The organism is Algoriphagus hitonicola (assembly GCF_900113375.1).
GTDB lineage: Bacteria > Bacteroidota > Bacteroidia > Cytophagales > Cyclobacteriaceae > Algoriphagus > Algoriphagus hitonicola.
Genome location: NZ_FOPC01000007.1, coordinates 79,892 through 92,349, shown reverse-complemented (window position 1 = coordinate 92,349; position 12,458 = coordinate 79,892). Strand labels below are relative to the sequence as shown.

Annotated in this window: 12 protein-coding genes; 4 read left to right on the top strand and 8 right to left on the bottom strand. The window is 43.1% G+C overall.

Annotated elements, in window-relative coordinates:
• Entirely contained in the window at positions 1-1,128 is a 1,128-nt protein-coding gene (locus tag BM043_RS10895) for a sugar phosphate isomerase/epimerase family protein (RefSeq protein ID WP_092791575.1), read from the top strand.
• A gap of 100 nt (positions 1,129-1,228) precedes the next feature.
• Here BM043_RS10895 and rnhA read toward each other — a convergent pair whose 3' ends face one another.
• From rnhA to aroQ, 4 genes are all read right to left on the bottom strand, one after another.
• Positions 1,229-1,681, bottom strand: a complete 453-nt coding sequence (gene rnhA, locus BM043_RS10890) for a ribonuclease HI (protein ID WP_092791573.1) — start codon at positions 1,679-1,681, stop codon at positions 1,229-1,231.
• 30 nt (positions 1,682-1,711) lie between these two features.
• Positions 1,712-2,293, bottom strand: coding sequence for a MarC family protein (locus tag BM043_RS10885; RefSeq protein ID WP_092791571.1), 582 nt, complete (start codon positions 2,291-2,293; stop codon positions 1,712-1,714).
• A gap of 131 nt (positions 2,294-2,424) precedes the next feature.
• A complete protein-coding gene (locus tag BM043_RS10880) occupies positions 2,425-3,480 on the bottom strand; it encodes an aminotransferase class V-fold PLP-dependent enzyme (protein WP_092791569.1) in 1,056 nt (351 codons plus the stop codon).
• 14 nt (positions 3,481-3,494) lie between these two features.
• A complete protein-coding gene (aroQ, locus tag BM043_RS10875) occupies positions 3,495-3,908 on the bottom strand; it encodes a type II 3-dehydroquinate dehydratase (RefSeq protein WP_092791567.1) in 414 nt (137 codons plus the stop codon).
• Between the two features lie 165 nt (positions 3,909-4,073).
• Between aroQ and rlmN the strand changes: the two genes are divergently transcribed.
• From rlmN to BM043_RS10860, 3 genes are all read left to right on the top strand, one after another.
• Positions 4,074-5,141 carry a dual-specificity RNA methyltransferase RlmN gene (gene rlmN, locus BM043_RS10870; protein WP_092791565.1) on the top strand — a complete coding sequence of 356 codons (1,068 nt, stop codon included), beginning with the start codon at positions 4,074-4,076 and terminating at the stop codon, positions 5,139-5,141.
• Between the two features lie 70 nt (positions 5,142-5,211).
• The gene (locus tag BM043_RS10865) at positions 5,212-7,884 is read left to right on the top strand and encodes a TonB-dependent receptor plug domain-containing protein (RefSeq protein ID WP_092791563.1); all 2,673 of its coding nucleotides are present in this window, start codon (positions 5,212-5,214) and stop codon (positions 7,882-7,884) included.
• A 61-nt stretch (positions 7,885-7,945) separates the two neighbouring features.
• The gene (locus BM043_RS10860; protein WP_092791561.1) at positions 7,946-8,428 is read left to right on the top strand and encodes a porin family protein; all 483 of its coding nucleotides are present in this window, start codon (positions 7,946-7,948) and stop codon (positions 8,426-8,428) included.
• Positions 8,429-8,430: 2 nt separating this feature from the next.
• Here BM043_RS10860 and BM043_RS10855 read toward each other — a convergent pair whose 3' ends face one another.
• The 4 genes from BM043_RS10855 to BM043_RS10840 are packed head-to-tail and all read right to left on the bottom strand — an operon-like array spanning position 8,431 to position 12,420.
• Positions 8,431-9,378, bottom strand: coding sequence for a rhomboid family protein (locus BM043_RS10855; RefSeq protein ID WP_092791559.1), 948 nt, complete (start codon positions 9,376-9,378; stop codon positions 8,431-8,433).
• Position 9,379: 1 nt separating this feature from the next.
• Positions 9,380-10,171 (bottom strand): rhomboid family intramembrane serine protease, encoded by a 792-nt coding sequence (locus BM043_RS10850; RefSeq protein ID WP_092791557.1) that lies wholly within the window; start codon positions 10,169-10,171, stop codon positions 9,380-9,382.
• A gap of 1 nt (position 10,172) precedes the next feature.
• On the bottom strand, positions 10,173-12,023 hold the full coding sequence (gene mutL / locus BM043_RS10845; protein ID WP_092791555.1) for a DNA mismatch repair endonuclease MutL: 1,851 nt from the start codon (positions 12,021-12,023) through the stop codon (positions 10,173-10,175).
• Complete coding sequence (locus BM043_RS10840) at positions 12,016-12,420, bottom strand: hypothetical protein (RefSeq protein WP_092791553.1); 405 nt, start codon at positions 12,418-12,420, stop codon at positions 12,016-12,018. The genes mutL and BM043_RS10840 overlap by 8 nt, the downstream gene beginning before the upstream one ends.
• Between the last annotated feature and the right edge of the window lie 38 nt (positions 12,421-12,458).

Below are 12,458 nucleotides of genomic sequence, written 5' to 3'. Positions count from 1 at the left end.
ATGGCAAATCCCATTTGGATTATGACTTCTGCTTTTGACCAGCTCAATCTGGATCAAACCATAGAAAAGGCAAAAGAAATCGGTGTGCAAGGATTGGACCTTTGCGTTTTCCGTAGAGACGGTACACGAGATGATTTTGTCGCTACACATTTGAATTATGAAAGTTTTGGTCCCGAGGATGCCAAAAAACTGATCGATCAATTTAACTCAGCAGAATTGAGATTATCCATCGGAGCTTTCGAAAACCTTATCGGAGGGGATCCGGGTCAGCGAGTTAAAAATCAAAATCACCTGTTGCGATTGATCCGAATGGCTTACCTGCTTGGAGGAGATGAAAATGATGTCAAAGTCGGCACATTTGTCGGCTATAATCATGAATTGGGAAATGAAGAGGGAGGTTTTGAAAAAAACCTGTTGGAATTCCAGCGGATTTTCACTCCGATCATCAAGTATGCAGCCGATCTTGGCGTATGCATTCTGTATGAAAATTGCCCGATGGAAGGTTGGAGAAACTCGGGATATTTTGGCACCTACAATAATTTACCCGGTGTTCTTGCTGCCCGAAAATTGATGTACGAACTGATCCCCTCCCCCAATCATGGAGAAATCTACGATCCTTCTCATGACATTTGGCAGCATACCGATCCGGTGGAGGTAATCCGAAATACGGATAGGTCACGCCTCAAACGTATTCACGTCAAATCAACCCGAAATAATCCGGATCCTTTCTGGGGAAATATGTATCCCATGCATCAGATTCCAGAGGACTGGGCAAAAAAAGCAGGAATACCCTCAAGCACCAATCCTTGGGACAGACATCATTACGAAGCCACCTTGCCAGGCTTTGGACTGGGAGATTCAATGGATTGGAGAACTTTTGTCCATGTGCTAAAAGAAAGAGGATTTGAGGGGCCATTTGAAATCGAAAATGAAGCCGTGCTCTCCAAGCAAACGGGGAAAATAGGCGCGATAGTTCAAGGTTGTAAAGCGGCAGTTCAAAACCTCGCCCCATTACTTTACGAACTGACTGAGGAGGGTTGGGTTTATCCAAATTCTGAATATAAATTTTTGAAAGAAGTCTATCGAAAAGACCTCCCATTGATGACAATGAAGGACTTACAAGGATAGAGTTTATATTGACAAAATATAAATGTTTATTTTGTCAATATAAACCTGAATTGATATCCGAAGTCAAGGTTAAAAATGAGCTAAATCCGTTACCAAAAATTCAATTTCCAGACTCATACCCCACGTCCACTTTCAGCCCATGTCCTTCCGCGGCGGCAACAGCTAGCTGATCGCAGCGTTCGTTTTCGATATTGCCGGCATGACCCTTTACCCACACGAATTTCGGTTTGTACTTCAGATGAAGGGGAATATAGCGTAGCCAGAGATCAGGGTTTTTCTTGTCTTTAAAGCCCTTTTTCTGCCAACCCCAAAGCCAGCCCTTTTCCACTGCATCGACCACGTATTTGCTATCCGAATAAATCGTCACCGGGATTCCCGTTAGTTTTAACTCCTGCAACGCCCGAATCACAGCCAAAAGCTCCATTCTGTTATTGGTCGTCAGACGAAAGCCTTCCGAAAGCTCTTTTCGATGTTTGTTGAATTTCAAAACTGCTCCATAACCTCCGGGACCGGGATTTCCTTTGGCAGCACCATCGGTATAAATCGTAATCATGGCACAAAGAAAAGAATAAAAATCGGCACCTTAGATGATATCCATCGGGAAGGCGTTCGTTTTGAAAATTTTGACTGCAATCGAAAGTAGGATAATGCCAAAAATCCGACGCAATACATCCAACCCGGTTTTTCCAAGCTTTCGCTCCAGCCAATTGGTGCTTTTCAAAACCGCATAGACAAAAACCAAATTCAATAGAATTCCGATGGCAATATTGACTTGAGCAAATTCAGCTTTCAAAGTCAAAATCGTCGTCAAAGTTCCAGCCCCAGCTATCAGAGGGAAAGCGATAGGAACAATAGAGGCACCTGAGGATGCTTCCGGGTCAGGCTTAAAAAGCTCAATACCCAGAATCATTTCTGCACCCAAGGCAAAAATGATCAGAGCTCCCGCTATCGCGAAATCCTCCACTCCGATCCCAAAAAGACCCAAAATGGACTTTCCTGCCAGCAAAAACAAAATCATCAACAGCCCAGCGGCCAAGGTGGCTTTTTCAGATTGAATATGACCAACCTTTTTTCTCAAATTGATAATGATCGGTATGGATCCGAGTATATCAATCACTGAAAAGAGAATCAATGACACCGAAAGAATTTGCTTGAAGTCAACCATGCCACAAAGCTACACCAAATAAAATTTGCCAAAAAGCAATTTCATATTAGGCAATTGTGAATTATTGCGAACCCCTTGAAAACATGAATTTTCTAAGCGCCTTTTTTGGAAGGAGAAGCCTTCTTTCCGAATTAATATTTTGACAAAAATGTAATCAGTCGGTCAATCTCAGCATCCGTAATGGCAGGAAAATTCGCAATACGGAATGAAGTCGGCTTCAATGGGCCGTAGCCACTTCCCAGCTGCATCCCCTCTTTTTCTGCTTCTTTTTTGACACGGGAAATCAATTCTTCGGGACCCGTCACACCCAGCACGGTGGTACTTCTGCTCAATTCGTGATCTACCAATAGGCGTAAAGAGGAGGATTGTGCAATACAGTTTTCCAATTTTACCATTCGCTCGCGGAGATTCTGATCGGTATGCTGAATTTCTGGAATATCCTGAAGCACCCGCTTCAGCAAATAGATTCCCAATACATTTGGAGTATAATGCGTTTGATAGCTAGCCGCGTTTTCCAAGATAAAATTCAGGGAATTGTATCGACCACGTTCTCCTTTTTGCTGAGTTTGCTCTTTTGCTTTTGGCCCTAAAATCAACAATCCCAAACCAGCGGGAAGGCCAAAACATTTTTGAACTGAAGCATACCAAATATCAGCCAATTCAAACTTGAGCTCGATCCCGGCCATACTCGAAGTCGTGTCCACTGCGATCAATTTCTCGGGAAATTTCTCACGAATTGCTTCCAGATATTCCATTTTTACCTGAGAAGCATTGGAGGTTTCATTTTGGGTAATGGCGATCAGATCAAACTTCTCGTCTATTTCCAAGCCTGGCACATCGATCACCTGAGTAGGCTGGATTTTGATCCCATCCGTACCAGGCAGAATATACTTGGCAAATTCGATCCACTTTTTCCCAAAAGAACCAGAAAAAATATGGAAACTCGCACTTTCGACGATAGATTGAGAAATGATTTCCCAGTTTTCGGTAGCAGAGGAAGTGAAAAGCAGTTGATAATCCTCGGGAACATGAAGCTTTTCTCTCATCAAACGCTCGGTTTCCTGATAGAGATTCATAAACACCGAACTCCGGTGATTGGCACTCAAAATCCCCTGAGCATAGGCATCGGCGAGGTATTGGGGAAGGACATCGTAGACTTTTGAAGGTCCGGCGGCAAAGGTCAACATGGTCAAAGATTGATTTAAAGAAAATATCGGATAGCCAATTCGTAGCCTTTCAGCCCCAAACCGGAAACCATCCCTACACAGGACTTGGAAATAATACTTTTATGACGGAATTCTTCTCGTTTGTAAATATTGGAAATGTGAACTTCTAAAACTGGGGTAGTTACTCCCGCGATGGCATCGGAGATGGCCACTGAGGTATGGGTGTAGCCTCCGGCATTGAGCAAAATCCCATCATATGAAAATCCAATTTCATGAATCTTATCGATGATTTCTCCCTCAATATTGCTTTGAAAATATTCGATCTGTATCTCTGGAAACTGCCTACGGAGGGAATCCAAATACTCCTCAAAGGTTTGGCTTCCGTAGACTTCAGGTTCCCGCTTTCCCAGCAGATTCAGATTAGGTCCATTTATTATTTGAATTTTCACAAGCGATAGGTTGAAAGCTAAAACTGGATTTCAACCAAAGTTAAAAACTAAGTACAGATATTCAGCTAGGTGCCTGGTAGTATTCAAAGATTTTTAAAATTAACTCCTCTTATTTTTAAAAGAATGGGATTCAGCATTCCACAATCAAATTCGTAGCTTTGCAGCATGGAAGAAATCCAAAAAAGGGACATTCGTAAACTCAGCCAAGCGGATTTGGAAGAATTCTTTTTGGAACAGGGCGAAAAAAAATTTCGGGCCAAGCAAGTCTATGAATGGCTATGGAATAAATCCCTGAAGAATTTTGACGAAATGACCAATATTTCCCTTTCTACTCGGGAAATGCTCAAGAAGTATTTTATCATCAATCACATCCAAGTGGACCTCATGCAGCATTCTCAGGATGGAACCATCAAAAACGCCGTAAAGCTTTTTGATGACAAAATCGTGGAATCTGTGCTCATCCCTACGAGCAAAAGAATTACAGCTTGTGTTTCTTCTCAGGTAGGCTGTAGCTTGGATTGTAATTTTTGTGCCACTGCCCGCCTCAAGCGCATGCGAAATCTCAATGCAGATGAAATCTACGACCAAGTGGTGGCAATCAAGGACGAAGCAGAAACCTATTTTAAGCGCCCCCTGACCAATATCGTATTTATGGGCATGGGCGAACCGCTACTCAATTATTCCAATGTGATCGATGCCATCGATAAAATCACTTCTTCTGATGGACTCGGCATGGCTCCACGGCGAATTACCCTTTCGACCGTGGGAATTCCCAAAATGATCAAAAAAATGGCCGATGACGGGGTCAAATTCAATTTGGCTATTTCCCTCCACTCAGCCATCAATGAAACCCGCTCCCGACTGATGCCAATCAACGACAAGAGCCCTTTGGAGGAGTTGGGAGAGTCATTGCGCTATTGGTATGAAAAGACCAAACGAAAAGTTACCTATGAATACGTGATTTGGGATGGGATCAATGATGACGAGCAACATGCGAGAGCTTTGGCAAAGTTCTGCAAAATCATTCCCTCCAAAGTCAATATCATCCAATACAACCCCATCGACGAGGGGGAATTTCGACAAGCGTCCAAGGCTGCAGTAGAGATGTATGTACGAATACTGGAGAGCCAGGGAATCATCGCAAAAGTCCGAAAATCCAGAGGTCAGGATATCGATGCGGCCTGTGGTCAACTAGCCAATAAAAACGAAGTTGCTGAATTAGTGAAGATTTAAGATTTTTTCACTTGAATTTTAAATAGGTCTTAGTTTATTTACGACTTAATAGAACTAAGCCAATTTATTTATGAAAAAGTTACTTTTCGGGCTATTCGCCTACTTTGCTTTTTTTCCTGCAGTTTTTGCACAAGAAGAGCTTCCTACACAGATTCAGACCTATTTCGAAAATTATCAAAAAGAAACTCCTCCCGAGAAGGCTTATCTGCATTTTGACAAGCATACCTATACTTTGGGAGAAGATGTATGGTTTAGTGCCTATGTAGTGGCGGGAAGCGTACAGATTCCCTCTCCTCTGAGTCAGACCCTTTATGTTGATCTTTTTGATGGGGATGGCTTGCTGCTCGAGCAGAAAATCGTCCGAATTGAAAATGGACGGGGAAAGGGAGATTTTCAATTGCCTGCCTTTGGGAAGCCGGGTACTTACCGAATCAAGGCGTATACGTCTTGGATGAGAAATTTTGGTGAGGATTATTTTTTCAATCAAAAACTCAACGTGATAGATGGTCAGGGTGGGAGTTTTCTTCCACAGCTAAAATTCATTGAAATTTCCTCCACTGAAGGAAAGGTCACCTATCGAGCCGAACTACAGGCGATTGACGAATCCGGAAATCCGCTTTCCTCAAAAAAAATCGGCTTAAAAGCTTTTGGAGGAAATGAAGAAATATTAAACCAAGAATTAGTCCTTAACCAAGACGGACAAGTCAGCTTTAGTTTTTCGATTCCTGAAAAAGCCTACCCCAGTCAGCACGTAGTTTTAGGCTTTTTCGAAAATGAAAATTATGAAGTGACCCAAAAAATCCGCCTTCCATACAGCTTATCACTGGCTGATATTCAGTTTATGCCGGAAAGTGGAAATTGGCTGATTGGCAAAAATTCAACTATTGCTTTCCGGGGAGTGGAACCCGATGGCACTCCACTTACCTTCACCGGCCAAATCGAGGGCGTTGAAAACAGTACCTTCGAAAGTAATTTTGCGGGATTGGGAAAGATTACCCTCATGCCAAATCAGGCGGACTATGAAGCCCAAATTCAAAATGAGTTGGGGCAGTCAATTACTTTACCGCTTCCAAAAGCCCTATCGAAAGGCTTGACCATGCAGGTAGTCAACAATCCTGAGACCAGCTACTTGACAGCATTTGTGCAGGGAACGGAGGAAAATCAAGACCTCCTTCTTGTCAGCCAAACTAGGGGGATAATCAATTACATGATTCAGGGTGGATTGACTAATGGAGTTTGGGGAGTGAGAATTCCCAAGGAAAATCTCCTGATGGGAATCAACCAAATTACCGTGCTTGATGGCAAGGGAATTCCCTTATTAGAACGCTTGGTATATATCAATCAAGAACCTGAACTATCCCTTGAATTATCAAAGTCAGGCACGCTTGGGTCCAGAGATCTTATAAAATTAAGTATCCAAAGTCAGGTGGATGGACAGCCTGCCGCAGGTAGTTATTCCCTTTCGGTAGTCGATGCAGACCAACAAAAAGATGAAAGTGAAGCATCGGGCACCATTTTCTCCAGTCTATTATTGGATTCAGATCTGAAAGGAAATGTCCATTCACCCGGCTATTATTTTCAGAATCAATCCGAAGAAACACAAGAAGCTTTAGACTTAGTCATGCTGACTCATGGCTGGACAAGATTTCAATGGGATCAAGTGACTTCCAACCAACTTCCGAAAATTGATTATTTCATCGAACGGGGGATCAATATCGAAGGTCAAATCACCGATGCAGAAGATACCCGCAAGGGTCTTTCCGGAGGAAAGGTCAGTGCTGTAGTCGGAGAGGGAATCGAAATCATTTCATCTGAATACGGTCCAAATGGAAGGTTTATTTTACGGGATTTGGAATATCAAGATTCTGTCAATGTCACCATCACTGCGGAAGACAATCGACTAAAGAATTTTGTAGATGTCGAGGTAATCCAGCCCGAGCCGGTATTTAAGGGTACCGAGGGCAGCTATCAATCTGAGATAGTCTGGCCCGAAGCCCTGGCAGCCACCTATCAGGAAAGAACCCTGATGCAGCGAATGAATGAAGATCCCGACATTTTGGATTTGGATGAAGTGACGGTAGAGGGACAAACAATTGAAGCCGAAGAAGAAGAAATCAGAAAAATCTATGGAGCTGGGGATGTGACCTTGGATCCCGAAAAAATCCCGGGATCTGTCGGCTTTACCAATGTCTTTCAATTGATCCAAGGACGAGTATCCGGCGTTTCCGTTTACATTGCAGGCACTGATGTCAGTGTTAATATCCGGGGCATTGGGTCATTGGGGGGATCGGGAACGCAGCCGTTATTCCTTCTTGACAATACTCCGGTAGATGCCAATACGCTTCTTCAGGTCAGCCCTCGGGATGTAGCTAACGTGGACGTCTTCAAAGATCCTGCTCGCTCGGCTATCTTTGGTGCACAAGGCGCAAATGGTGTGATCGCTGTCTATACCAAATCCGGAGCTGGAGTTTCACCTAGCGTAGGCGGTACTTTAGTCTCCAACTATGGGGGATATTCCATCCCCAAAGAATTCTATACGCCAAAGTATGACGAAAAGACTCCAGAGAATGCTATTGATGATAAACGAGCAACCATTTATTGGAACCCGCTTCTTGAGATCGGAGAAAATGGTGAAATCGATTTAGAATATTACAATTCCGATGTGGCTAAGCGCCAACTTTTGATTATCGAGGGGATGGATGCCGAGGGAAGATTAGGACGTCTCGTCAGAGTTTTAGAATAAGTTCTTGTTTTAATCACCAAAGCCACCTAATTTTTATGCTTCAACGTTGACGTTTTGCAGTATGAAAAAGGCTTTGGTGATTTGTTTATTTTTAATTGTCTGCAGTGCTGGTGAAATGATGGCCCAGACTCAGGATCAAGGAAACGTGCGAGCTCACGCTTTTGGAAATTACGGTCTTCGGTGGAAAAACTTTGGAACTGGAGTCGGCTTGGAATATTTTTTTGTGGATCAATTTGCCATTAAACCCAGCTATACCCGGATTTTTCCCCGAGTAGGAAACGCATCAAATTTTAGCATGGATCTGAGATATTACGTTTCGGACGGCCCATCTCAGATGTACTTCATGGCAGGATATAGCCAAAATTGGGAAACCCCCAACACCGTTGGTGGCCCCGGGGTCACCCGCTCATTCAAAGGCGCCAATGTAGGCGTTGGTGCTTATATTCGGTTGGTAGATTGGGTAGGTCTCAGCACGGAATTTCGCGTACAAAGTCAGACTCCTAGAGAAGCCGGTTTTCGATTTGGACTGGCATTTCCGCTCTAATTTTACTTTTTGCTGAACTCAAAAAGCTTTCGTTTCTCCTCTTTATTTAAAGATTCATAACCTCTTTCGGCGATTTTATCCAGAATCCGGTCGATTTCCTCTTGACTGGTTTCTTCAGATGATCGCTTTGTAGAGCCCACTTTGGAAGTGGTATCAGTAGGCTTGGAATAAGAAGAGAAAGTACCAGTCTTGGCTTTTGGTCTTCGAAAACTGACTTTGATTTTGGATGGATTTCTGCTGAATAAGTTTTCGAAAAAGATCCCTACTTTTTGAACGGGCACTCCCAAATCCACTCCTCTTCGCAGCTGGATGATATAAAGATATCCAATCAGTGCCCCTCCCAAATGCGCCAATTCTCCTCCAGCATTAGCTCCGGCAGAATTGACAAAGGATAAAATGACATAAAAAATAGCAATGTACTTGATCTTTACAGGCCCCAAGAGCAATAAGAAAAATGTGGTATTGGGAGACAAAGTGGCTGCTCCGACTACTATGGCAAATACACCCGCACTGGCTCCCAACATCAAAGAACTGTCCACCGATGAGCTAAAATACGGTGCTAAGTTATAGATCAACAGGTAAAAAACTCCACCTGCCAAACCTCCTAAAACATATAAGTTGGTGAGTTTTCGACTTCCCAGAAACTGATGGATCAATTGTCCAAACCAATACAGAAAGAGCATATTGAATAGAATATGAAAAAGCCCTTCATGCAAAAACATATAGGTAAACAAGCTCCAGGGCTGAGTCAGTAACCTGGCCAAGGATGCCGGAAGCATAAAATAGGAGATCAGCTGGGCGTAAACTTCCCCAAAACCGCTAATCGTCATAAAAACATTGAGCACGATAAATACCGCCCACAAGATCAAGTTAATCGCAATGAGCTTATAGAGGCTATTGTCTCCGTGCCGAAAGGCATTCTTTAAATTCTCCCAAAAATTTCCGTACATCTTAATAAAAGCTATTTCTATCCTTTTTCCACTTATATACTAGCAATCCTCCGATGATCAATCCACTCAAGTGAGCAAAGTGTGCTACATTATCCAAAGGATTATTGTTCAATACGTTGTAAATCGTGTAAAGTCCGTAAAACAGGACCAAATATTTGGCTTTGACCGGCATGGGAGGAAACAGCAGAAAAAGCTGCGTATTTGGAAATAGCATCCCAAAAGCAATCAAAACTCCAAACAAAGCCCCCGATGCTCCTACCATGGGGATATTTGCTTTTAGATCCATAATAGAATCCAGGGTTTGGTTGGCTTGAGAAACCTTAATTGGATCCTCAGGATTTCTGCTATAATCATCGATAAAATCAAAAACCTCCCGATTAAAGAAATTTCGGTTTTGGATAACTATCCGATTGAAGCTCTCGGGGTCAGGATCTGCTTGAAACTGCTCCACCGTGGATTCAAAACTACTCATCCGGTAAATATTGTAGCCGGAATACAACACTCCCGATCCTACGCCACAAACCATCCAAAGAATCAACAATTTTTTAGGGCCCAAAAACTGCTCGAGAAGCGGACCGAAAATAAACAAGCCAAACATATTACTGAACAAATGCCAAAAATCGGCATGCATAAACATATAGGTCAGAAACTGGAAAGGCTTGAAGTTTTCACTCCCGATATAATATAACGCAAACCATTCATTGAGCTGGGGTAAAACAAAACCACTCACAATGAATAGACCAATATTGATCAATAAAAGATTCTGTACGACAGGTGTAATATTTCTAAACATGCTATTTTCCGAAAAAAGAGTGGATGCTGGTTAAATCCAATTTGACAAAGGTTTTGTTCCCGCTCAGTCCATAATTTGGATTTTGACAGGCAAAAAGCTGTCCCACGAGGGTTTCCATTTCTTGGGGGTTGAGTTTTTGTCCTCGCTTCAAAGAGGATTTTCTTGCCAAGGAGCGGGCCAGATTTTCCCTTTTGTCGAGGGATAATTCATTTTTGAAATTTTTAAATTGTTCAATCAAGCCTTCGAAAAGGTCTTTTTCATTTTTCAACTGAACATCTGCCGGTACTCCTTGAACCAACACTGTATTGTTTCCAAATTCAGAAATCATAAATCCCAGACTGTGTAATTCGGGCATCAGCCCAGAAACCAATTCAAAATCCCCGGGACTCAGTTCCACCACCGGGGGAAACAAGCACTGCTGGGAAGGGCCTTGGGCAAGTTTCAGCTGTCTGAGGTAGCGCTCGTATAGAATTCGCTCATGTGCCGACTGCTGGTCCACGATCAAAAGGCCGGTGGACATTTGGGCCACAATGTAATTTAGCTCGACCTGAAAAGTAGTTCCTGTTGCTTCCTCCTCCGGGGATCTTGACAAAACAGGCAGATCCGCTTCAGCATTTGCTTTACTTTTAAAAGTCAAAATCTGCTCATCATCACTGTCAGCCTGTCGGTCTCCAGGAGTTTCCGACACCGGTTGATTCCCCTCAAATAATCGCTCCCAGCCACTGGCACTTGATCTTTTAAATTCCGGGGTATTGAAGGTTTTATAACTGTACTCTCGATCTACTGCGGCTTTTTTCTCGGGATCTTTGCTCCAGTTTTCGGTGAAATTGACATCAATACTGAAGTCCAGGGCCGGTACCACATGATGGGCGCCAAGGGCTTGCTTGACCGCAGATCGGATTACGGCATAGACCGTCCGTTCATCTTCAAACTTAATTTCAGTTTTAGTTGGATGCACGTTGATATCAATATGCGAAGGGTCAATTTCCAAAAACAACACATAAAAGGGGTGCTGATCATTTTGAATCAGCCCTTCAAAAGCGGTAGAAACCGCATGATGAAGGTAATTGCTTTTGATATATCGATTGTTGACAAAGAAATACTGCTCGCCCCGGGTCTTTTTTGCACACTCGGGTTTTCCGATGTACCCTTTGACATTGAGATGAGGAGTAAGTTCTTCACAGGGCACGAGATTACTTTGATAATTTTTTCCAAAAAGCCCAACGATCCGCTGGCTCAATTTCCCCGGCTGAAGATTAAAAACCTCCAAATCATTTTGCATCAGTACAAATCCGATTTCGGAATAGGACAAGGCTACCCGCTGAAATTCCTCCACAATATGGCGCATTTCCACAGGATTGGATTTGAGGAAATTTCTGCGTGCAGGCACATTGAAAAATAGATTTTTCATGGCCACTGAGGTACCCGGACTGGTGGCGATGGGTTCTTGCTTTTTGACTTCCGATCCTTCGATTTGAATCAGCGTTCCGAGCTCTTGATCAGCTTGTCTGGTTTTGAGCTCGACTTGTGCTACTGCTGCGATCGAGGCCAAAGCCTCTCCCCGAAAACCAAAGGTTCGGATGGCAAACAAGTCCGCACTCGTCCGGATTTTTGAAGTAGCATGCCGCTCAAAACTCATTCGCGCATCTGTGGCAGACATCCCTCTTCCATTGTCTATGACCTGGATCAGCTGCTTTCCGGCTTCCTTGACTATTACTTGAACTTTGCTCGCTCCAGCATCAATAGCATTTTCGAGCATCTCTTTGAGTGCAGATGCTGGTCGCTGTACGACTTCACCCGCAGCAATCTGATTGGCGATGGCATCGGGTAAAAGCTGTATAATATCACTCATTGCGGGATTTTTTGAGCTTAGTGAAATAAAAGCCCGCAGCAACGATTATTCCTAGGTATAAAAGATATTCAAAAATAACTGGACCGAGATAAATATATCCACCCATACCCGTCAAAAGGAAAAGAAAAATCAACGTCCTGATCAAAGCAGTGGAGTTCATCATGCTGCTTTCCTTTTCTCGAATCCCTTGATATTGGGCAAAAGCTCCACGTATACCGGATTCGTATCGCTTGAGTCTTTCCTCCTCAGTTATTTCTCCAAGTTTCCCTTCTGCTTCGAGTTCTTGTTTAATCCTTGAAGTACGCTGATCTAGCTCCTCTCTAACAGGATCATAATACCTAGGCTTTATATCAAATCGAGCCGGATTTGCAGTCCGAAATATGGATGGGAATTTCATTTTTTTACAATTTTCTTCTTCAAAGGGCTAAATATCCG

Bases quoted from the DNA above. Each gene is read 5' to 3' on its own strand.
- BM043_RS10840 (WP_092791553.1), bottom strand. From the start codon at position 12,420: ATGAAATTCCCATCCATATTTCGGACTGCAAATCCGGCTCGATTTGAT.
- BM043_RS10855 (WP_092791559.1), bottom strand. From the start codon at position 9,378: ATGTACGGAAATTTTTGGGAGAATTTAAAGAATGCCTTTCGGCACGGA.
- BM043_RS10895 (WP_092791575.1), top strand. From the start codon at position 1: ATGGCAAATCCCATTTGGATTATGACTTCTGCTTTTGACCAGCTCAAT.
- BM043_RS10880 (WP_092791569.1), bottom strand. From the start codon at position 3,480: ATGTTGACCTTTGCCGCCGGACCTTCAAAAGTCTACGATGTCCTTCCC.
- BM043_RS10865 (WP_092791563.1), top strand. From the start codon at position 5,212: ATGAAAAAGTTACTTTTCGGGCTATTCGCCTACTTTGCTTTTTTTCCT.
- mutL (WP_092791555.1), bottom strand. From the start codon at position 12,023: ATGAGTGATATTATACAGCTTTTACCCGATGCCATCGCCAATCAGATT.
- BM043_RS10850 (WP_092791557.1), bottom strand. From the start codon at position 10,171: ATGTTTAGAAATATTACACCTGTCGTACAGAATCTTTTATTGATCAAT.
- rnhA (WP_092791573.1), bottom strand. From the start codon at position 1,681: ATGATTACGATTTATACCGATGGTGCTGCCAAAGGAAATCCCGGTCCC.
- BM043_RS10885 (WP_092791571.1), bottom strand. From the start codon at position 2,293: ATGGTTGACTTCAAGCAAATTCTTTCGGTGTCATTGATTCTCTTTTCA.
- BM043_RS10860 (WP_092791561.1), top strand. From the start codon at position 7,946: ATGAAAAAGGCTTTGGTGATTTGTTTATTTTTAATTGTCTGCAGTGCT.
- rlmN (WP_092791565.1), top strand. From the start codon at position 4,074: ATGGAAGAAATCCAAAAAAGGGACATTCGTAAACTCAGCCAAGCGGAT.